This is a genomic window from Pseudomonas sp. PDM21 (genome assembly GCF_014852505.2).
In the GTDB taxonomy this organism is placed as follows: domain Bacteria; phylum Pseudomonadota; class Gammaproteobacteria; order Pseudomonadales; family Pseudomonadaceae; genus Pseudomonas.
Genome location: NZ_CM181223.1, coordinates 3,512,782 through 3,532,693, shown reverse-complemented (window position 1 = coordinate 3,532,693; position 19,912 = coordinate 3,512,782). Strand labels below are relative to the sequence as shown.

At 68.1% G+C, this 19,912-nt stretch carries 16 protein-coding genes; 4 read left to right on the top strand and 12 right to left on the bottom strand.

Going from position 1 to position 19,912, the window contains the following annotated elements; genetic code table 11:
- Window positions 1-3: 3 nt before the first annotated feature.
- The 4 genes from IB275_RS16295 to IB275_RS16280 form a co-directional block, all read right to left on the bottom strand.
- Window positions 4-1,326, bottom strand: coding sequence for an MFS transporter (locus tag IB275_RS16295; protein WP_192296015.1), 1,323 nt, complete (start codon window positions 1,324-1,326; stop codon window positions 4-6).
- Between the two features lie 67 nt (window positions 1,327-1,393).
- A complete protein-coding gene (locus IB275_RS16290; RefSeq protein WP_192296014.1) occupies window positions 1,394-2,392 on the bottom strand; it encodes an acyl-CoA dehydrogenase family protein in 999 nt (332 codons plus the stop codon).
- 8 nt (window positions 2,393-2,400) lie between these two features.
- Window positions 2,401-3,549: an acyl-CoA dehydrogenase family protein gene (locus tag IB275_RS16285; protein WP_412548207.1), complete on the bottom strand. Its 1,149-nt coding sequence runs from the start codon at window positions 3,547-3,549 to the stop codon at window positions 2,401-2,403.
- The gene (locus IB275_RS16280; protein ID WP_192296012.1) at window positions 3,546-4,019 is read right to left on the bottom strand and encodes a MaoC family dehydratase; all 474 of its coding nucleotides are present in this window, start codon (window positions 4,017-4,019) and stop codon (window positions 3,546-3,548) included. The genes IB275_RS16285 and IB275_RS16280 overlap by 4 nt, the downstream gene beginning before the upstream one ends.
- 110 nt (window positions 4,020-4,129) lie before the next feature.
- On the opposite strand from IB275_RS16280, the gene IB275_RS16275 reads away from it, so the two are divergent.
- Window positions 4,130-5,029 (top strand): LysR family transcriptional regulator, encoded by a 900-nt coding sequence (locus IB275_RS16275; protein WP_192296011.1) that lies wholly within the window; start codon window positions 4,130-4,132, stop codon window positions 5,027-5,029.
- On the opposite strand, the gene IB275_RS16270 is transcribed toward IB275_RS16275, so the two are convergent.
- The 7 genes from IB275_RS16270 to IB275_RS16240 all read right to left on the bottom strand — a co-directional run bounded on the left by IB275_RS16270 (window position 5,026) and on the right by IB275_RS16240 (window position 12,785).
- On the bottom strand, window positions 5,026-6,261 hold the full coding sequence (locus tag IB275_RS16270) for a BatD family protein (RefSeq protein ID WP_192296010.1): 1,236 nt from the start codon (window positions 6,259-6,261) through the stop codon (window positions 5,026-5,028). The two genes, IB275_RS16275 and IB275_RS16270, sit on opposite strands and share 4 nt — an antisense overlap.
- On the bottom strand, window positions 6,258-7,748 hold the full coding sequence (locus IB275_RS16265) for a VWA domain-containing protein (protein WP_192296009.1): 1,491 nt from the start codon (window positions 7,746-7,748) through the stop codon (window positions 6,258-6,260). Before IB275_RS16265 ends, IB275_RS16270 begins: the two co-directional genes overlap by 4 nt.
- Complete coding sequence (locus tag IB275_RS16260; RefSeq protein ID WP_192296008.1) at window positions 7,749-8,723, bottom strand: VWA domain-containing protein; 975 nt, start codon at window positions 8,721-8,723, stop codon at window positions 7,749-7,751. It abuts the gene before it with no gap.
- Window positions 8,710-9,204, bottom strand: coding sequence for a DUF4381 domain-containing protein (locus IB275_RS16255; protein WP_192296007.1), 495 nt, complete (start codon window positions 9,202-9,204; stop codon window positions 8,710-8,712). Before IB275_RS16255 ends, IB275_RS16260 begins: the two co-directional genes overlap by 14 nt.
- The gene (locus IB275_RS16250; protein WP_192296006.1) at window positions 9,201-10,151 is read right to left on the bottom strand and encodes a DUF58 domain-containing protein; all 951 of its coding nucleotides are present in this window, start codon (window positions 10,149-10,151) and stop codon (window positions 9,201-9,203) included. Before IB275_RS16250 ends, IB275_RS16255 begins: the two co-directional genes overlap by 4 nt.
- Window positions 10,132-11,106, bottom strand: a complete 975-nt coding sequence (locus IB275_RS16245; RefSeq protein WP_192296005.1) for an AAA family ATPase — start codon at window positions 11,104-11,106, stop codon at window positions 10,132-10,134. Before IB275_RS16245 ends, IB275_RS16250 begins: the two co-directional genes overlap by 20 nt.
- A gap of 86 nt (window positions 11,107-11,192) precedes the next feature.
- On the bottom strand, window positions 11,193-12,785 hold the full coding sequence (locus IB275_RS16240; RefSeq protein WP_192296004.1) for an arylsulfatase: 1,593 nt from the start codon (window positions 12,783-12,785) through the stop codon (window positions 11,193-11,195).
- 340 nt (window positions 12,786-13,125) lie between these two features.
- Here IB275_RS16240 and IB275_RS16235 point away from each other — a divergent pair, with 340 nt between their 5' ends.
- The 3 genes from IB275_RS16235 to IB275_RS16225 all read left to right on the top strand — a co-directional run bounded on the left by IB275_RS16235 (window position 13,126) and on the right by IB275_RS16225 (window position 18,943).
- Window positions 13,126-14,982 (top strand): DUF1302 domain-containing protein, encoded by a 1,857-nt coding sequence (locus tag IB275_RS16235; RefSeq protein WP_192296003.1) that lies wholly within the window; start codon window positions 13,126-13,128, stop codon window positions 14,980-14,982.
- A gap of 15 nt (window positions 14,983-14,997) precedes the next feature.
- Window positions 14,998-16,365 (top strand): DUF1329 domain-containing protein, encoded by a 1,368-nt coding sequence (locus tag IB275_RS16230; RefSeq protein WP_192296002.1) that lies wholly within the window; start codon window positions 14,998-15,000, stop codon window positions 16,363-16,365.
- Between the two features lie 160 nt (window positions 16,366-16,525).
- The gene (locus IB275_RS16225) at window positions 16,526-18,943 is read left to right on the top strand and encodes a LuxR C-terminal-related transcriptional regulator (RefSeq protein ID WP_225607806.1); all 2,418 of its coding nucleotides are present in this window, start codon (window positions 16,526-16,528) and stop codon (window positions 18,941-18,943) included.
- Here the strand turns inward: IB275_RS16225 and IB275_RS16220 are convergent.
- Window positions 18,923-19,837: a LysR family transcriptional regulator gene (locus IB275_RS16220; protein ID WP_192296001.1), complete on the bottom strand. Its 915-nt coding sequence runs from the start codon at window positions 19,835-19,837 to the stop codon at window positions 18,923-18,925. The genes IB275_RS16225 and IB275_RS16220 overlap by 21 nt on opposite strands.
- Between the last annotated feature and the right edge of the window lie 75 nt (window positions 19,838-19,912).

Sequence of the window (19,912 nt, the reverse complement as noted above, 5' to 3'; positions counted from 1 at the left end):
GCTTCAGTGCAGGTCTTTGCCACAGGTTTCGGGCATGCGCACGAAGGCCACCAGGGTGATCACCGCCATGACCGAGACGTAGACCAGGAACCACTGCTCCTGGCCGCGGCTCTGCAACCAGGTCATCAGGTAGGGCGTGGTGCCGCCGAAGATCGCCACCACCAGGTTGTATGGCAGGCCGATGCCCAGGGCGCGGATATCGGTGCTGAACAGCTCCGACTTGATCGCCGGGGCGATGGCCGAATACAGCCCGTAGAGCAGCAGGCCGAACAGTTCGACGGCGAGGATCGAGGCGAACGAGGCCTCCATGGAGCGCACCACCGGGTAGAGCAGGGCGGCGTAGCCCAGGGCGAAGACGATCAGTTGCGGGCGACGGCCGATGCGGTCGGACAGCCAGCCGAACAGCGGCTGGGAAATCATGAACACCACCAGCGCCAGGCTGCTGGCGGCATAGGCAGTACCCGGCTCCACGCCGAGGCTGCGGATGGCGTGCACCGGCAGGTAGCTGACGAACAGGTAGAAGGCGAAGGCCCCCAGCAGGCTGATGCCGACCAGGCGTCTCACGGCTTCCGGATGCTCGCGCCAGAGGGTGCGCAGCGGCTGCTCGATGCGCTGGCCGCGACGCTGTTCCTGGCCCTTGCGGAAGGCTGCGGTCTCGTCGACACCATGGCGAATCCAGAAGCCGGCGAGGCTGCCCAGGCCGCCGATGAAGAACGGAATGCGCCAGCCGAAGTCAATCAGCTGTTCACGGCTCAGCCATTGGCTCAGCGCCCAGGCCAGGCCCGAGGCGAACAGCAGGCCGAGGGCAATGCTGGCGAAGAAGAAACCCGAGTACAGGCCACGCTGGCTGGCCGGCGCCGATTCGGCGAGGAAGGTCGCGGCGGCACCGTACTCGCCGCCTACCGAAAGCCCCTGGACCATGCGCGCCAATACCATCAGCACGGGTGCGGCGATGCCGATGGTGGCGTAAGTCGGCATCAGGCTGATCAGCAGCGAGGGCAGCGCCATCATCAGGATGGTCAGGTTGAGCGCCGCCTTGCGCCCGGCGCGGTCATTGAAAATGCCGATCAGCCAGCCGCCCAGCGGGCGCATGGCGAAGCCAATGGCGAACACCGCGAAGGAGGCGAGCAGGGCGGTGGTCTCGTTGTCCGAGGGGAAGAACTGGTGGCTGAAGTAGAGCGCGAAGGCGGTGTAGACCGTCCAGTCGAACCACTCCACGGTGTTGCCGACGCTGCCGGCGATGATGGTGCGCCAGGCGATGGGCCGGGCGCGGGCAGCCGCGCCCATTGAAGCGGAGCGATGCGGTTGGCTGAGAAGGTGGGCCATCGGTGTTCTCCATTGTCATTGTTTTGAGAAGCACGGTTTTGAGAAGCACGGTTCTGAGGGGTACGGCTCAGGCTGCGGGCAGGTGGCGACGCAGGAAGGCCAGGCTGTCGCCGCTCTCCCGCAGGGCTGCGCGGCCGATCAGCGGCTGCCAGTGCGCCTCGCTGCCGAAGTCCGCGCGCCAGGCATACAGGCGGCGGGTGTAGAGCTGCAGATCGCATTCCTCGGTGACGCCGATGGCGCCAAAGACGGCATGGGCGATGGTGCAGATGCGCACCGCCGCGCTGCTGCAGCGCGCCTTGGCCACGGCGGCCGGGATGCCCTGCGGCCAGGTCGCCCCGCGCAGCGCCAGTTGCGCCGCCATGCGCGCGGCGAAGACTTCCTCGGCGAGCACGCTGATCTGTTGCTGGATGGCCTGGAAGCCGCCGACCGGCTTGCCGAACTGCTGGCGGGTAGTGGCGTAGTCCAGGGTCAGTTGCAGCACCCGCTCGGCAGCGCCGGCGATCAGCGCTGCGCTGAAGGCCGCGCCAAGTGCGCGCCATTCATGGTCCGGCGGCAGGCGCTGGGCGCTTTCCGGCAGGCTCTGCCAATGCAGTTCCTCGGTGCTGCTGGCGTGGACACCATCCGCCCGCCGTTGCGCGCCATCCACCGGCAATAGCCAGGCGTCTTCCGGCAGCGTCGCCAGTACCCAGCAGGATTGCGCGGCAAACGGCACCGCATGGCAGCGCAGGCCTTGACCATCGCGTTCGCCATTGGCCAGGGCGATGGGCCCTTCGGGCAGCGCGAGGCCAGCTTCGGCCAGCGCCAGGCGCGCCCACCAGGTGCTGGCCAACGGCAGCGGCAGGGCCGCGCCGCCAGCGGCGAACAGCAGGTGGCAGGCGGTTTCGGCACTGGCCGCCGCGCCGCCGAGTTCCTCGGGCAGCAGCAGGTCGGCGAAGCCGTGTTCGGCCAGCGAGCGCCACAGGCCGTCGGCAGATTCGCCCAGGTCGATGCGGCGCACGCGCTCGGCGCTGACTTCGCCTTCGAGCCACTGGCCGAAGGCGTCGAGAATGAGGTTGTCGAGGCTCATGGGGTTTCCTATCGCAAGCCGAGGCCGCGGGCGATCACGCCGCGGAGGATTTCGCGGGTGCCGCCGCGCAGGGAGAACACCGGGGCCATGCGTTCCAGGTAGGCCAGGGTGCGTTGCAGCAGGTGCGGGACGGCGGCGCCCTGCACCGCGCCCAGCAGGTCGCCGAGCAAGGTCGGGATGGATTGTTCGAAGCTGGTGCCCAGGTCTTTCACCAGTGCCGCTTCCACCACGGGGCTGCGGCCGTCCGCCAGTTGCGCGGCGAGGCTGACCGACAGCGCACGCAGCACCATCAGCTCGCTCAGAAGTTGGCCCAAGAGACGTTCCTGGCCCGCCTGCGGGTGGCTGCGCAGCCAGTCCAGCCAGGCATCGAGCAGGGCAATGCTGGAGTAGATGCGCTCCGGCCCGCTGCGCTCGAAAGCCAGCTCGGCGGTTACCTGTTTCCAGCCATCGCCTTCCTCACCGACCAGCGCCTCGGCCGGCAGCTGCACGTTGTCGAAGAACACTTCGCAGAAGTGCTCGGCGCCAGTGAGGTCGCGAATCGGGCGGATGCTCACGCCGGGCAGGGACAGATCGACCAGCACCTGCGACAGCCCGCGATGGCGGTCCTGGGCGCTGCCGGAGGTGCGCACCAGGGCGATCATGTAATGGCTGTGCTGGGCGTAGGTGGTCCAGATCTTTTGCCCGTTGAGCAGCCAGCCGTCGGCATTGGCCTCAGCGCGGGTGCGAACGCTGGCCAGGTCCGAGCCGGAGTTCGGTTCGCTCATGCCGATGCAAAAGAACTGCTCGCCACGGCAGATCGCCGGCAAGTGCTGGCGCTTCTGCTGCTCGCTGCCAAAGCGCAGCAGCAGCGGGCCGCTCTGGCGGTCGGCGATCCAGTGCGCGGCCACCGGCGCGCCAGCGCAGAGCAGTTCTTCCACCACCACGAAGCGCGCCAGTGGGTCGAGGCCGGCGCCGCCATACTCGCGCGGCAGGGTCAGCCCGACCCAGCCGCGCTCGGCCAGGGCACGGCTGAAGTCGGCGTCGAAGCCTTGCCAGCTGCGCGCCCGCAGGTCGGTGGGATAGTCCCGCAGGCGCTCGGCGAGGAAGCTGCGCAGCTCCTCGCGCAAGGCCTCGTGCCGCGCCGGTAGCGCGCGGAAATCGAGGGCTTCGAGCATCAGCCTTCACTCCGCTCGGGGCGGCCGGCGAGCAGGCGCTTGACCTGGTACTCCATCACCGTTTCCTCGCGCTGGTTGAGCACGAAGACGCGGGAGGTGACCACGGCGCGGTTGTTCTTCGAGGTCGGGCGGACGTCCTCGATCTCCACCACGGCTTCCAGGGTGTCACCCACGACCACCGGGCCTTTCACGCTCTTGTGCAGTTCCAGCAGGGCCAGGCCGGTGCCTTGCAGCATGGTCTGCATGAGGATGCCTTCGATCAGGCTGTAGCTCAGCGCCGCCGGCACCGGGCGACCCTGGATGGCGCCGTTGAAGGTGCTGTCGATGAAAATGACTTCGGCCTGCCCGGTGACGCCGACGAAGCCGATCAGGTCGGCCTCGGTGACGGTCCGGCGGAAGGTGCGGAAACGCTGACCGGCTTCGATCTGCTGCCAGTAGTAGCCTTGCCCGAGGGCGATTTCGTTGTGCGCCATGCACCACTCTCCTGTTGGGATTGTTGTCGTCGAGTGGGGTCAGGCTATGGGCAGGGCTCGTACTCATCCAATATTATTTGGAGAACGATTGATACGCATGGAATATCAGTATGGAGCTGCGCCAGATTCATCAGTTCCTCGCCCTGGCCGAGACCCTGAACTTCCGCGAGGCCGCCGAGCGCCTGCACATGTCCCAGCCGCCGCTATCGGTGTCGATCCGCAAGCTGGAGGAGGAGATCGGCCTGCCGCTGTTCGAGCGCACCACGCGCCAGGTGGCCCTCACCGAAGCCGGCGAGGCGGTCCTGCCGGAGCTGCGCAAGGCATTGCTGCACTTGCAGCAAGCGCGGCGCTACGCGCTTGAGGCCGGCGCCGGGGAACGCGGGCAATTGACGCTGGGCTCGGTCGGCTCGGCGACGCTTTCGCTGATCCCTCAACTGATTCCGGAGTTCCGCCGGCGCTATCCGGGGATCGCCCTGGAGCTGCGAGAGCTGCCTTCCAGCGGCGTGCTGGAGCTGGTGGAGAACGGCGGCGCCGATGTGGGGCTGGTGCGTTTCCCGCTGCCGCAGCAGACGGCGTTGAAGCTGATCCCGCTGGTGTGGGAGCCGATGATGCTGGTCGTCCCGCAGGACAGCCCGCTGGCACTGAGCGGGCGCAGCCGCGTGCACCTGGCGGAAGTCGCCGACCAGCCGCTCATCGATTACCCGCACACCGAAGGTCTTCACTACGTGTTGTTACAGCTTTGCCAGGCGGCGGGGTTCGTGCCGCAACTGGTGCATTCCACCACCCAGGTGCAGGCGGCCATCAGCCTGGTGGCGTGCGGGCTGGGCGTGGCGCTGGTGCCGGCGCTGCATGCGCGCAACTCATCGGCGCCGGTGTGCTTCCTCGATCTGGAAACCCCGCACCAGGAACGCACCGTGGCACTCGCTCTGGTCTACAACCCGGACAACGAAAGCCGCGTGGTGCGGCAGTTTCGCGACGTGGCGGTGGAGCTGCTGGCGGCGGAAGGCTAGGGATTGAGCTGTTGCAACGCGGGCGGACGGCGTTGCCGCTCGCCACGTTGACGGCGCAGTTTTGGCAGCAATCCACGCAGCACGCGCAGACCCCGTTCGGCATCGGGTGTGCCGCCGTACAGCAGGCGCAGGGTCCGTTGCAGCTCCGCCGAGTGCACCTGCTGCTGGTGCAGCCAGAGGTAGAGACCATCCAGCCGCGCAGGCCGCTGCTGCAGTTGCCGGTGCAGCCGACGCCAGGCCCGATGTTCAGAATGCCGGTAGCGCTGGCGCAGCCGGCTGACGAGTCGCTGCAGCCATTGCAGGGCTGCAGCGGCGGGCACGGTCAGCCAATGCCAGCCCAGCGCCAGGCCGGCAATCAGCAGCAAGGCGGCCAGCGCGTGCCGCTCGATCCACACCCCCAGTCGATCGCGCCACGCCCCGGGGTTCACCGAAGGCGGTGCTGCAGCCACCTCCAACGCCAGGCCCGGCAGGTGCTCCACGTGCAGTTCGCCGCTGCTGGCTTGCCGCCAGCGCAGCTCCAGCGGCGGCAACTCGACGCGTCCCGCGCGTTCGAGCTGATAGGCGACGCTGTCGACACGCAGCGCGCCATCGCTGTGGCTGCGTCCGTCGTCGAGCTCCTGCAGTCGGACGGGGTTCAGGTACTGGCGGGTGCCTTCCACGGCGGCGAATTCGGCGGGAGGCAACAGCTCCATCGGCGCGCCCTTTACTCGCAGCTCGACGCGGCGTTCCAGGCTGTCGCCCACCTGAAATGCAGCCACGGGCGGTCGCAGAACCTGCTGCAGTTGCACCGAGTCGGCGACCAGGCGGGCGCCGTCGTCCGGTGCGGGAGATACCTCGAAGCTCAACGGCCGGCTGTTGGCGTGAAGCGTGGCCGTGGCTTGCCCGACCTGCACGTTGACCCGGAGCGCGGGAATCTCGAAACGCTGCGCCTGACGGGGCGTGATCCGGTACTGGTAACGCAGGCCAAAGAAGGTCTGCCCGTCACGTTCCACCGTCAGGTGCACAGGGGAGCCGGCTGGCTCGGCCACGCGGGTGCCTGGCAGTTGCAGGGCAGGGAGCTGCGGCGCGGCGGTGAACCAGGTGTCCGTCAGTACGTCGAGTTGCAGCGTCAGCGTCGCGCCAAGACTTGCCTTGGAATCGGGGAGGAGCTGTGCTTCGACGCGCAATTGTGGCCCGTCTGCATACGCGGCAGTGGCGAGCAGCATCAGCAGCAACTGCAGGACCCGCTTCAAGGCCTGTCCTCCCCGATGTGGCTGCCCTGCGCGCGGAACTTGTTGCGCAGGAAGGCGGCGGGCGAGGTCTGCAGGCTGTCCAGCCAGTGCTCGTCGGCCGGTCGTTGGCCCCAGGGCTGGGCAATGCCGCGGCCCTTGTCCGCCGAGTCGTCGATGACTTCATCGTCGCCGCGTTGCTTGGGTGCGTTTTGCGCGGCGTCTTCGCGGTCCTTTTCCAGCGCTTCCACCAGCGCAAGGTTGGCGCGGGCTTCGGGGAAGTCGGTCTTCAAGGCCAGGGCCCGGCGATAGGCTTTGATGGCCTCGGTGAGTCGGTATTGCCGCGCCTGACAGTTGCCCGCATAGAACTGTGCCTCGGCGGTGTCGAGACGGAAGAACAGCGCGAGGGCGCCGGCGTAGTCCGCCGCCTGATAGCTCGCCAGTGCCTTCCAGTAGGGATCGTCGAAGCGCTCGGCGGCCAGTGCCGGGTGCCCATGCTGGAGGGCCCAGCGGCCTTGCTGGTCCGGACTGGCGAAGGCGTCCAGCCAGCTGGCGGCCATGGCGGGCGGGCTTGGCAGGACAACGCCCAGGGCCAGCAGCGCAGCACCCAGCCAGTGGACCCGACAACCACGGCGCAGGCTGAGCAGCACCACCGGGAGCAGTGCCCAGCACAGCCAGTAGCCCACCTCCCGTGAACCGTCCGTGGCCTGCTGGCGGGCCTGGAAGTGCCGCACGGCTTGCCGGCCGATCCAGCGCACGTCGCTGTCGTCCGGGCTCAGTGCGCGCAGGCCGGCATCCAGGGCGCTGGCCAGCTCGGTCAGGGAGGCGGAGCGGCCTGAGGGGGCCGCGCTGCAATCCACCAGCAGCCATTGCAGCGCATCGCTGGCGTGGCGCTGCAGATCGTTGAGTTCGCGCGGGTCAGCATGGTCGGCGAACAGCACCAGGCTGGCGGGCGTGCCGGCTTCCTCCGAAAGGCTCGCGGCCAGCCGCTGGACGCCACGCAGGTCGCTGCCGGGTGTTTCGATCAGGGCGGTGGACAGCGCCTGGACGTAGCTTTCCAGCAGGCCGGGGTCGTCGGTGGGCGGCAGTACCAGGTGTGCGCTGCCGGCATAGGCGATCAGCGCGGTGGGCGCGCCCTGGCGATCCCTGAGCAGATCGCGCAGCTTGCGCTTGGCGGCTTCGAGGCGGGTGGGGCGCAGGTCCGGCGCATCCATGCTGGGCGACAGCTCGACGGCGAGGATCAGCAGGCCGCGATCATCGGCGGAGTCAGTGGCGTGCCCCGGCCAGACTGGGCCGGCAACTGCCACTGCGCCGAGGCAGAGGAACAGCGTCAGCAGGTGTGCGGGGCTGAGCCGGCAAGCGCCGGGCTGATCGAGCAACAGGTGTTGCAGCAGGTGCGGGGCGATACGTTCGGCCAGCCGTTGGCCGAGGTTCTGGTGACGGCGCCAGAGCTGCAGCAGCAGGAGCGCCACGACGATCAGCAGCAGCCAGAGCGGTCGATGGAATGGCATTCAGGCTCTCCGCAGGCTGGGCAGGCGCAAGGCGCCGGCGGCCAGCAGATGGCCGCAGCAGGTCAGCAGCAGGGCCAGGCCCAGCGGCCAGTAGTAGCCTTCATGGCGCGGGCGGGGGCCCAGCCGTGGCTGTGGGTGCGGAGCGCTGCGGTCCAGTTCGGCGTAGACGTCGGCCAGCGCCCGGCTGTCTTCGGCACGGAAGAAGCGTCCGCCAGTGGTCTCGGCCAGGGCTTGCAGGCGCTCGCTGTCGACTTTCTCCGCACCCAGCCCGCGACTGTCGCCGATGGCGATGGCCTGTAGCACTACGCCGCGCTGCACTGCCAGTTCCACCGCGCGCTCCGGAGGAACGGCACTGGCGTTGTCGCTGCCGTCGGTGAGCAGCACGATCTGCTGTGCACGCAGCGCCGGCCCGTCCAGCACGCGCAGGCTCAGGCCGATGGCATCGCCGATGGCGGTGTCCGGCCCGGCCATGCCGATGGCGCTGTCGTCCAGCAGGCGCAACAGGGTCTTGTGATCGAGAGTCAGCGGGGCCTGCACGTAGGCGCCGCTGCCGAACACCAGCAGGGCGAGACGGTCGCCGGTGCGCCGGGCAATGAAGTCGTGCAGCACCTGTTTCACCGCCGCGAGCCGGTCCAGCTGGTGGCCCTGGGTGTCGCGATAGTCGCGGGTGGCCATGGATTGCGACAGGTCGATGACCAGCACCAGGTCGCGCGCCGGCTCGATCAGCATCCGCGGCGGTTCATAAAAGGCGGGACGGGCGAGGGCGAGCAGCAACAGGCACCAGTTGAGCGGGCTCAGCCAGCCCTGCCAGCGTGCGGCAGCCTTGCCCAAGGGTGCGTGATGCACGCGGCGCAGTTCGCTGAAGAACGGCACGCGCAATGCCGTGCGCGCCACGCGCTGCTCGGGCAGCAGCCAGATCGCCAGCAGGCCCAGCGGCCACAGGGCCAGCACCCAGGGGTAATCAAGCTGCCACACGGTGAGCCTCCAGCCAGAGGCGCACCTGGGCGAAGAGGGTGTCCCAGTCCGCTTGCGGCCAGTGCTGCAGTTGCGCAGACGGGGCGTAGGCGAGCTGCGCCAGGCGTTCCGCGAGATCGGAAGCCAGCGGCCACGGGCAGTGCCGTTGCAGGAAGGCCTGCCAGGCCGGGCCGTTCAGCGTGGCGAGTTCCCCGTGGCGATTGCGCAGTTCGGGGATCGACAGCGCGCAGCGCTTGAGCAGAGCGGCCAGCTCGCGCCGCTGTTCCGGGGCTCGCTGCGTCAGAAGGTCAAGTTGTGCCAGGGCTTCACGCCGGTACTGCTGGCCGCGCCAACGTCGGTAGCGCTGCAGGCCGAGCAACGCCGCCACGACGATCAGGACCATCAGCAGTACCCACCAGCCCCAGGCCGGCGGCCAGTAGGAAGGCAGCGGCGGCAGTGGCAATTCCTGCAATTGCCGCAGGTCCGGCGTCACGCTGCTCATGCCAGGACTCCGGGGCGCAGCAGTTCGCGGCGCAACTGGTCCAGCGGCGCTTCGGCGGTGCTCAGGCGCAGCAGCGGTACCTGGGCCAGGCGCAGGTGTTCCGCCACGCTGTCCAGGCGACCACGGAGGTAGTCCTGCATGGGATGGCGCACGGCCTTGCGGCGCAGGTCGAGGTCCAGCCAGCCATGGCCATCGCTGAGGCTCAGCGGCGTGTCGCCGTGCAGTTGAAGGGCGAGCGGGTCCTGTACCTGCAAAGCGAGAATCCGGTGGCGCCGACGCAGTTGCTGCAGCAGGTCACGGGTGTGCTCATCGCAGCCCGAGAAGTCGCTGATCAGATACAGCTGCCCGCCACGCTCCGGGCCACTGAGCAGCGTTTCCAGCAACGAGTTCAGCCGCGCGCCGTTCGCCGGGGCGCTATCGGCAGACAGTGCGTGGTTGTGCCGCAGCATCGCCGCGCAGAAGGCGCGAATGCCGGCCGGGTTGCGGGTGGGGCGCAGACGCTCTTCATGGCGATCACCGAACACCAGCCCGCCGACGCGGTCGCCGCCGTGCAGCGCGCTCCAGGCCAGCAGTGCGCCCAGTTCCACGGCGAGGGTGGATTTCAGGTAGCGCCGCGAGCCGAAGAACATGTCCATGCGCTGGTCGACCCAGATCAACGCGGGGCGCTCGCGCTCCTCGCTGAAGCTGCGTACCAGCGGCGTGCCGTGGCGCAGGCTGGCGCGGCTGTCGAGACGCCGCAGGTCGTCGCCGGGGCGGTAATGGCGCAACTCCTGGAAGTCCAGTCCGCGCCCGCGCAGGGTCGAAGCGTGTTGGCCGAGCAGGCTGACGGCGGCAAGGCGGGTGATCCGTGCGCCCAGTCGCCGCGCGGGCATTTCCAGGGCCAGCAGGCGGCCAAGGTCGGCGTAGGCCAGACCGTCGGCGCGGCGCTCAGGCGGGAATGGCGACATGGTCGCGCAGCCGGCAGAGCACGGCGTCGGTATCAATGCCCTCGGCCAGCGCCTCGTAGCTGAGCAACAGGCGATGGCGCAGGACGGGCAGCAGCACCGCGTGGATGTCGTCGGGCAGGACGTGGTCGCGGCCTTCCAGCCAGGCGTGGGCGCGTCCGGCGCGGTCCAGGCTGATGGCGCCGCGCGGGCTGCAGCCAACCTCGATCCAGCGCGCCAGTTGCGCGTCGTAATCGGCGGGGCGGCGACTGGCGCGCATCAGGTCCACCAGGTAACGGTCGATGCTCGGCGCCACTTCGATGGCGGCGACCTGCTCCCGTGCCGCCAATAGAATCTCCGCGTCCAGCGGCTCCACGGCTTCGCGGGCACGAGCACCGCCGCAACCTTCGGCCCGCAGCAGGCGCAGCATGGTTTCCTCGTGCTCGGGCGCCGGGTAGTCGAGCTTGAGTTTCATCAGGAAACGGTCCAGCTGCGCTTCGGGCAGCGGGTAGGTGCCTTCCTGTTCGATCGGGTTCTGCGTGGCGAGCACCAGGTACAGCTCGGGCAGCGGGTAGCTGCGGCCGGCGCAGGTGATCTGGCGTTCTTCCATGGCTTCGAGCAGTGCCGCCTGGACCTTGGCCGGCGCGCGGTTGATTTCGTCGGCGAGGATCAGGTTGCCGAACAGCGGGCCCGGCTGGAACTGGATTTCGGCATGCCCGCCGTGGGCGTGGAGGGTTTCCGCGCCGGTGATGTCCGAGGGCAGCAGGTCGGGAGTGAACTGGATGCGGCTCATCCTGCCGTGCAGGTGTTGCGCCAGGGCCTTGACCGTGCGCGTCTTGGCCAGCCCCGGAAGGCTCTCCAGCAGCAGGTGGCCGTCGGCGAGCAGGGCGATGAGCAGTTGCCGGATCACCGTTTCCTGGCCCAGCACGACGCGGCAGAGGTTGCGCTCCAGGTCCAGGAGCGGAGTGCGAATGTCCAAGAGGGAGCTCCGTGCGATCACGCCTGCGGTTGTACAGCGCGCGGTGAAGCACCACACCCCTCGTAACGGAGGGGTGTGGTGGTGGCTCAGGGCTTGGCGGCGGCCTGTTGCTGCCTGGCCTTCTCGGCGATCTTCTGGTACACGGCCTGCTGCACCTGGTCGATGGTGAAGCTGGCCGGGCGCTGGCTCGGCGGCCAGTCGACGAAGGTCTGCAGGAACTGCGCGGATTTCATGGTGGCGATGCCCAGCAGGTAGGCGTTCTTCACCAGCCAGTCGCTGTACTGGTCGGAGACGATGTCGGCGGTCTCGTACGGGTCCATGCGCAGGTTGAACAGTTTGGGAATCCGCAGGCAGACGAAGGGCTCGCTCCACACCTCGAAGCCGCCGGGCTTGCGCTGCTCGCAGAACACCGCCTTCCAGTCGCCGAAGCGCATGGCCACCAGTTGGCCGTCGTCGTTGAAGTAATAGAACTCGCTGCGCGCGCTCTTCGGGCTCTTGCCGGTCAGGAAGGCGAGCTGGTCGAAGCCGTCCAGGTGGACCTTGTAGCTGGTGCCGCCGGCAACCGGCGCCCAGCCCTTGAGCAGTTTGTCCTTGGCGTCGGGCACGCCGACGGCGGAGAGCAGGGTGGGGAACCAGTCCAGCCCGGAGAACATCCCGTTGGAGACCTGTCCCGCCTGGATGTGCCCCGGCCAGCGGACCATCGCCGGCACGCGGAAGGCGCCCTCGTAGTTGGAGTTCTTCTCGTTGCGGAATGGCGAGGTGGCGGCGTCCGGCCAGGTGAAGCGGTTCGGCCCGTTGTCGGTGGTGTAGATGACGATGGTGTTTTCGGTGAGTTTCAGGTCATCCAGGGTCTTGAGCAGTTTGCCGACGTCGCCGTCGTGCTCGAGCATGCCGTCGGCGTACTCGTTGCCGGGCATGCCGCTCTGGCCCTTCATCGAATCGCGCACGTGGGTATAGAGGTGCATGCGCGTGGTGTTCATCCAGACGAAGAACGGCTTGTCGGCCTTGGCCTGTTTGTCGATGAAGTTGATCGCCGCCTGGGTGGTCTCGTCGTCGATGGTCTCCATGCGTTTTTTGGTCAGCGCGCCGGTGTCCTCGATCTTGCCGTCGGCGTAGGAGTGGATCACCCCGCGCGGGGAGAAGTGCTGGACGAAGGGGTTGCTCGGGTCCTTGGGCCAGTAAGGACGCTCGGGCTCTTCCTCGGCGTTGAGGTGGTAGAGGTTGCCGAAGAATTCGTCGAAACCATGCTTGGTCGGCAGGTATTCATCGCGGTCGCCCAGGTGGTTCTTGCCGAACTGGCCGGTGGCGTAGCCCTGGCCCTTGAGCGCCTGGGCCAGGGTGATATCGCGGTCCTGCAGGCCGACCGGCGAGCCCGGCACGCCGACCTTGGTCAGCCCGGTGCGCAGCGAGGCCTGGCCGGTGATGAAGGTCGAGCGCCCGGCGGTGCAGCTGTTCTCCGCGTAGTAGTCGGTGAACAGCATGCCTTCCTTGGCGATACGGTCGATGTTCGGCGTGCGGTAGCCGACCACGCCCTGGGAATAGGCACTGATGTTGGTCTGGCCGATGTCGTCGCCGAAGATCACCAGGATGTTCGGTTTGTCGGCCGCCTGGGCGCCGGCTCCTGCCAGCAGGCCGACGGCCAGGGCGAGCCGCGGCAGCCAGCTGCGTTTGCGGGTCATAGCACGGTTCTCCGTGATGCTTGTTGTTGTGGTTTGCAGGCCTGGCGCAGGAGGCCGGACACAGGGCGCCATTGAACGCGGCAAGGGGTGGGGTGCAAATCACCCGTTGGGGTGGTTCGCCGGATTGTCGTGAGCGGGCGATGCCCAGGGGTGTTACGTGGGGTATCGCGGGGGCGGCCCGATCCTGGGAAAGGTTCGCGGGGCCGCTGCCGGATTCCGCGAAGAAAAGCCGGAATCACCTGCACGGGTGAGGGCGAAAATCACCTGATCGGGCGGTTTTTGCCGGCTGCGGGCACTGCCAGCATGCGCACTCCAACACCTGGACCACCTGGAGTACCGCATGCCAACAATAACAATGCGCGGACACTTTCGACCGCAGGCGCTGGCCCTGGCCATCGCCCTGGCGAGCGCGCCGTGCGCTCACGCCGTGAATTTCAATATCGGGGAGATCGAGGGGCAGCTGGATTCGTCGGCATCCCTGGGCATGAGCTGGGCCCTGAGCAACCCGGACCCGAAATTCATCTCCAACTACAACGTAGTCGGCGCCAAGGGCAAGGCCGCCTCGCGCACCGCCGATGACGGTCGCCTGAACTTCAGCAAGGGCGACGTGTTCTCGAAGATCTTCAAGGGCACCCACGACCTCGAACTCAAGTACGGCGACTCCGGCGCCTTCCTGCGCGGCAAGTACTGGTACGACTTCAAGCTCAAGGACGAGGACCTGCGCTACTACAACATCGACGACCATGGCCGCGACCAGTCGGCCAAGGCCTCGGGCGGTGAGTTCCTCGACGCCTTTCTCTATCACAACTACCAGCTGGGCGATCTGCCGGGCAACGTGCGCTTCGGCAAACAGGTGGTGAGCTGGGGCGAGAGTACCTTCATCCCAAACTCGATCAACTCCATCAACCCGGTGGACGTCTCGGCGCTGCGCCGCCCCGGCGCCGAGGTGAAGGAAGCGCTGGTGCCGATCCAGCTGCTGTACTTCTCCCAGGGCCTTTCCGAGAACGTCACTGCCGAGGCCTTCTACCAGATCAAGTGGGACAAGACGGTCACCGAGAATTGCGGCACCTTCTTCGCCGTGGACGCCGTGGCCAAGGGCTGCGACGACCGCCTGGTGATCGCCGGTCCGGACTTCGCGCCCAATGATCCGCGTGCCAACGCCGGGAGCATCCTGGATGTGGCGGGCAATCGCGCCAACGCCTACATCCCGCGCACCGACGACCACGAGCCGGGCGACTCCGGGCAGTTCGGCCTGGCCATGCGCTGGTTCCTGCCGGACTTCAACGACACCGAACTGGGCGCGTACGTGATGAACTATCACAGCCGCAACCCGTTCCTGAGCTTCACCCGCACGACCTTTGCCGGTGCCTCCAACGCGCTGACCACCGCCAGCCGTGTGCGCGGCGCCAGCTACTTCGTCGACTACCCCGAAGACATCCGCCTGTACGGCCTGAGCTTCCAGACCAACCTGGCGGGCGTGGCGCTCAACGGCGAGGTCAGCTTCCGGCCGAACATGCCGATGCAGATCAACACCGCCGACCTGAACCTCGCGGCGGTCAACCAGGTCGGCCTGGTCAATGGCGTAGCCACGGCGGTTTCGCCAGTGTTCGTCGACGGCCAGGCGGTCAACGCACCGGGCGCGTCGATCGAAGGCTACAAGCGCCTGCCATTCACCCAGGTGCAGGTCAGCGCCACGCAGTTCTTCGACCAGGTGCTGGGCTCCGAACGCCTGACTCTGGTGGGCGAGGTGGGTTACGACCATATCAGCGGCATCGGCAACTCGGTGGGCGACCTGCGCTTCGGCCGTAGCCCGACCTTCGGCGCCGGCGAGCTGCTCGACCAGTCGGTGTGCGTCGGCACCGCCGCCGGCACCGCCACGGCCAGCAACCCGCAGCAGGAGTGCAACAACAAGGGCTTCTACACCACCAGTTCCTGGGGCTACCGCGTGCGCGGCATCCTCGACTACCCGAACGTCATCGCCGGCATCAACTTCAAGCCGAACATGGCCTGGTCGCAGGACATCAATGGCACCGGCCCGAGCTTCGAGGAAGGCGCCAAAGCCATCAGCCTGGGCGTGGATGCCGACTACCAGAACACCTACACGATGAGCCTGAGTTACACCAACTACTTCGGCGGCGATTACAACACCCTGACCGACCGCGACTACATGTCGGTCAGCGTCGGCGTGAACTTCTGAGCAGGTGAACAGCACATGCAAGCAAAGACAATGATCAAGGGCGCCATCCTCGGCCTCAGCCTCCTGGCGTGCTCGGTGCAGGCCGCCGTCTCCGCGCAGGAAGCGGACAAGCTCGGCAGCGCGCTGACTCCCATGGGCGCGCAGAAGGAAGGCAACGCCGACGGCAGCATCCCGGCCTGGACCGGCGGCCTCAAGCCCGGCGCGGCGAAGGTTGAGAACGGCTTCCTCGGCGATCCGTTCCCCACTGACAAGCCACTGTTCGTGATCACTGCGGCCAACGCCGACCAGTACAAGGACAAGCTCACCGCCGGCCAGCTGGCGATGTTCAAGCGCTACCCGGACAGCTACAAAATGCCGGTCTTCACCACCCGCCGTACCGCCGCGAGCCCGCAGGCGGTGTACGACGCAGTGAAGCAGAGCGCGGTGACCACCCAGGAAGCCAACGACGGCAACGGCCTGGCCAACTTCAGCTCGCACTACTATGCCTTCCCGATTCCGCAGAACGGCGTGCAGGTGATCTGGAACCACATGACCCGCTACCGCGGCAGCAACCAGCACCGTGAGACCGTGCAAGCCACGCCGCAGACCAACGGTTCTTACAACACGGTGAGCATGGTCGAGGACATCGCCTACCCGCAGACGCTGGCCGGCGGTGCCGACAGCAAGCAGAGCGAGAACGTGCTGTTCTACTACAAGCAGCAGGTGACCGCGCCCTCGCGCCTGGCGGGCAACGTACTGCTGGTCCACGAGACCATCGACCAGGTGAAAGAACCGCGCCTGGCGTGGATCTACAACGCCGGCCAGCGCCGCGTGCGCCGCGCCCCGCAAGTGGCCTACGACGGCCCAGGCACCGCTGCCGACGGCCTGCGCACCGCCGATGACCTGGACATGTACAACGGCGCGCCGGACCGCTACCAGTGGAAGCTGGTGGGCAAGAAAGAGATGTACGTCCCGTACAACAACTACCGCCTGTGGTCCACGCAGCTCAAGTACGACGACATCCTCAAGGCCGGGCACATCAACCCCGACCACGCGCGCTACGAATTGCACCGCGTGTGGGTGGTGGAGGCCACGCTGAAACCGGGCGAGCGGCACATCTACGGCACCCGCCGGATGTACGTGGACGAGGACACCTGGTCCATCGTCGCCACCGACCAGTACGACGGCCGCGGCCAGCTCTGGCGTGTGGGCGAGGGCTTCCAGGTGAACGACTACGAGCAGGGCATCTCGGTGTACGCGGTACAGTCGCTGAACGACCTGATCGCCGGGCGCTACATCGCCATGGGGCTGGTCAACGAAGCCCGAAAGGGCGCGCAGTTTGGCGTCAGCGCCGCGATGAACGACTTCACTCCCGCGGCACTGCGCAACGCCGGTATCCGCTGATCCGCGCTGCCTGAAACAGCCCGGCGCCGCGACTCTCGTGGCGGCGCCGGGTCAGGGCTAGTCCTGCGGCTAGTCCGAACGACCGATTGTCCCGCCTCGCCCCGCAATGATCTTCTGACACCCCGACGCAGCACGAACTACAACGATAACGGGTGTCGCCATGTCCAGTTTCCCCGCCATTGCCGCCGCTACGCCGGTCGCCCCGCAACTGCCCCGCGAGCCACTGCTGCACGCCCTGCTGGAGTCGCCCCGGCGCCTGAACCTGCTGTGCGCCCCGGCCGGCTACGGCAAGAGCGCACTGGCGCGCGCCGTGCTGGAACGCCTGCCGTCGAGCTGCGCCCGCGTCTGGCTCGACTTCGCCGGGCAGCCCCTGGCGCTGAGCGCCTGCTGCACCCAGATCGCCCGTCAGCTGGGCTTGATCGACAGTGACCCGGCCAGCGTGCAACTGGCCCTGCAATCGCGCCGGCAACCCCTGTGGCTGGTGCTGGACGACTACCCTCAGGCCGCCGACCCCGAGCTCGACGCCTGGCTGCAGCGCCTGCTCGGTCTCGCAGAAGCACCGCTGTATCTGCTGGTGAGCAGCCGCCAGCGCCCGGCCTGGAACCTTTCGCGCCTGCTGCTGGATGAACGCCTCTGTGAGCTGGGCGCCGCGCGTCTCGCGTTCAGCCGTGACGAATGCGACCTGCTGGCGCTGGCGCAGGGCTACGACGCCGACTGCCGCGAGCGCCTGTGGGCCGCGACCCAGGGCTGGTGCGCTGGCGCGCGGCTGGTGCTCAGCGCGCGCGACGGCGTGCACGCGCCGGGGGAGGTGGCTTCCTGGCTGCGTACTTACCTGTCCCAGGAGCTGCTGGGCCGGCTCGACGCCGAGGCCGGCGCGATGCTCTGCGGTCTTGCCTACCTGCCGCGCTTCAACCGGGAAATCTGCGCGAGCCTGTGGGAAGAGCAGGGCGGCGTGATCTTCGACCGCCTGCAACAGGGGCAGGGTTTTTTCCTCGCCCTGGATGCCGAGGCCAGCTGCTTCCGCCTGCCGCCGCTGGTGGCCAAGGCATTGCAGTGTCACCTGCAGGGCCCGGCGCTGACCCGCCTGCGCCTGCGCGCCTGTGGCGTGCTGGGCCAGGCCGGCTGGCTGGACGAAGCCATCGAGATGGCGCTGGAAGCCGGCCAGCCGGAAGTCGCCGCCGGCTACATGGACCGCCTGGACATGGACTGGCTGTTCAGTGGCCGTCACCTCGGCCTGCTGCTGGAGTGGCGCGAGCGGCTACCGGCGACCCTGCTGGAAAGCACGCCACGGCTGATCAGCCTGAACGCCCGCGCGCTGCTGTTCAGCTGGCGGCTGGACGAAGCGCACCAGTGCATCGAGCGCCTGGGCAACTTCCTGCCGCAGCCCCAGGCGCCGCGCAACCGCCGTCTGCTGGCCAACTGGCTGGCCCTGCGTGGCGCGCTGGACGGCATGCACGGTCGCCTCGAACAGGCCCGCGACCACTGCAACGCGGCGCTCGAAGACCTGGAACCACGCGACTGGCGGTCGACCCTGTTGTGCCTGACCACCCTGGCGCGTCTGGACATGGCCACCGGCGCGTTGCCGCAGGCCCGGCGCATCCTCCAGGCTGCGCTGGAGCTGGCGCGGCGCCAGGGCTGCCTGGCCAGCGAAGTGCTGATCGACTTCGACCGCGTGCGCCTGTGCCTGCTGGCCGGCGAGCGCGAACAGGCCCGCAGCCTGCTGGACGCTTGCCGCGAGCGGCTGCCGGCCGGCAGAGAAGGGCATGAATTGCTGCGCGGGCGTCTGGCCTTCCTCGATGGTGAACTGCTGCTCCTGCAGGGCGATGCCATGGCTGCTGCGGCCGCGCTGGAAGGCGGGCTGGGTCTGGCGCGTTCCTGCGCCGATCCTTACATCCTCCACGGCCTGCTGGGCCTTGGCGAAGCGGCCTCGCGCAGCGGCGACGCAGCGTCCGCGCAACGCTACTGCGAGGAAGCCGAACGCCGCATGCACTGCTGGAATGTGCAGCCTGATTGCTACCGGCTGTCGCTGGAAAGCCTCAAGTTGCGCCTGCTGGCGCGTCAGGGCCAATGGCTGCGCCTGCACCACGAGGCGACGGTGCTGGACGGGGAGCTGGAACAGCGTCCGGAGCGGGTCGCACCGCTGCATACGCCATCACTGCCGCAGCGCGTGCGTTACCTGCTGGCGCTGGCCGAAGCCGGCTGTGGCCGGATCGACGCCGCGCGGGCCCGTCTGCTGCAGTTGCGTGAAGAGTGCCAGGCCCTCGGCTATCAGGCGTTGGCGGGTGAGACCGAACATGCCTTGAACAGCCTGCGGGTCGAGATCGCCCCAGAGCGCCTGCCCAGCCTGTTGCCGACGTCCAGCGGCGAGGCCGAGGACAGCGCCCACGGCCTCACCGCGCGGGAAGTGGCCGTGCTGCGTCTGCTCGCCGAGGGCCTGTCGAACCAGGAGATCGGCAACAGCCTGTTCATTTCGCTCAACACCGTGAAAACCCACGCCAAGAAGATCAACCTCAAGCTCGGCGTGCGCCGGCGCACCCAAGCCATCGTCCGCGCCAAGTCACTGGGGCTGCTCGGTTGAGCCAGCCTCCTGCATGCCGCGCAGCAGGTCCACCAGTGCGCGGGCACAAGCCGGCAGGGCCTCGCGGTCGCGCAGCAGCACGCTGCGTTCGCGCACCACCCAGGGCTCGTCCAGCGGCAATATGCGCAGGTTCATGGTGCGGCGGTGGCGGATGGCGGCCGTCTCCGGAATCACGCCGATGCCGACCCCGGCCTCGACCATCCGGCAAATGGCTTCGAAGCTCGCTACCTGGATGCGCAGGTTGAGGTCGCCGCCCATGCGCTCGACCCGTTCGCGCAGGAAACTCTGCAGGGTGCTGCCTTCATGCAGGGCGATGTGCGGGTAGTCCAGAGTGTCGGCGAGGGTCAGGCGTGGCAGGGCGCACAAGGGATGGTCGGGCGCTACCGCGAGCACCAGCCGGTCCGTGCTGAAGTGAACGATCTGCAGGCCTTCGGCGCGCACCGGGCCGGCGACTATCCCCAGGTCCGCCGAGCCGTCGAGGATGGCGCGGACGATGTCGCGGTTCAGCCGCTCCTGCAGGTCGACGCTGACACCGGGGCGCTCGGCGAGGAAGTCCGCCAGCAGTTCGGGGAGGAATTCGGTGACCGCCGTGGTGTTGGCGAAGATGCGGATGTGCCCGACCTGGTCGCCGGCCTGGCCGCTGAAATCGCTTTTCAGGTGGTCCACCTGGCGCAGGATCAGGCGCGCGTGCTGCAGCAGGCGCTGGCCCGCCGGGGTCAGCTCGACGCCACGATTGTCGCGGTAGAGCAGGCGGCAGTCGAGTTGGCCTTCCAGCGCCTTGATCCGCGCGCTGGCGGCGGCCGCCGAGAGATGGGCGCGGCGGGCGCCCTGGGTCAGGCTGGGAGCTTCGGCGATGTGCGCGAAAAGCCGCAGGTCGGCGAGGTCGAAATGCATGGGGCGGTTCTCCGCGAAGCGACCAACAGCGGCGCTAGGCTTGAAGTGTGGAAATGGCGTTAGGCATTGCCTAAC

Bases quoted from the DNA above. Each gene is read 5' to 3' on its own strand.
- IB275_RS16295 (WP_192296015.1), bottom strand. From the start codon at position 1,326: ATGGCCCACCTTCTCAGCCAACCGCATCGCTCCGCTTCAATGGGCGCG.
- IB275_RS16290 (WP_192296014.1), bottom strand. From the start codon at position 2,392: ATGAGCCTCGACAACCTCATTCTCGACGCCTTCGGCCAGTGGCTCGAA.
- IB275_RS16280 (WP_192296012.1), bottom strand. From the start codon at position 4,019: ATGGCGCACAACGAAATCGCCCTCGGGCAAGGCTACTACTGGCAGCAG.
- IB275_RS16275 (WP_192296011.1), top strand. From the start codon at position 4,130: ATGGAGCTGCGCCAGATTCATCAGTTCCTCGCCCTGGCCGAGACCCTG.
- IB275_RS16265 (WP_192296009.1), bottom strand. From the start codon at position 7,748: ATGCCATTCCATCGACCGCTCTGGCTGCTGCTGATCGTCGTGGCGCTC.
- IB275_RS16255 (WP_192296007.1), bottom strand. From the start codon at position 9,204: ATGAGCAGCGTGACGCCGGACCTGCGGCAATTGCAGGAATTGCCACTG.
- IB275_RS16250 (WP_192296006.1), bottom strand. From the start codon at position 10,151: ATGTCGCCATTCCCGCCTGAGCGCCGCGCCGACGGTCTGGCCTACGCC.
- IB275_RS16240 (WP_192296004.1), bottom strand. From the start codon at position 12,785: ATGACCCGCAAACGCAGCTGGCTGCCGCGGCTCGCCCTGGCCGTCGGC.
- IB275_RS16235 (WP_192296003.1), top strand. From the start codon at position 13,126: ATGCCAACAATAACAATGCGCGGACACTTTCGACCGCAGGCGCTGGCC.
- IB275_RS16230 (WP_192296002.1), top strand. From the start codon at position 14,998: ATGCAAGCAAAGACAATGATCAAGGGCGCCATCCTCGGCCTCAGCCTC.
- IB275_RS16225 (WP_225607806.1), top strand. From the start codon at position 16,526: ATGTCCAGTTTCCCCGCCATTGCCGCCGCTACGCCGGTCGCCCCGCAA.
- IB275_RS16220 (WP_192296001.1), bottom strand. From the start codon at position 19,837: ATGCATTTCGACCTCGCCGACCTGCGGCTTTTCGCGCACATCGCCGAA.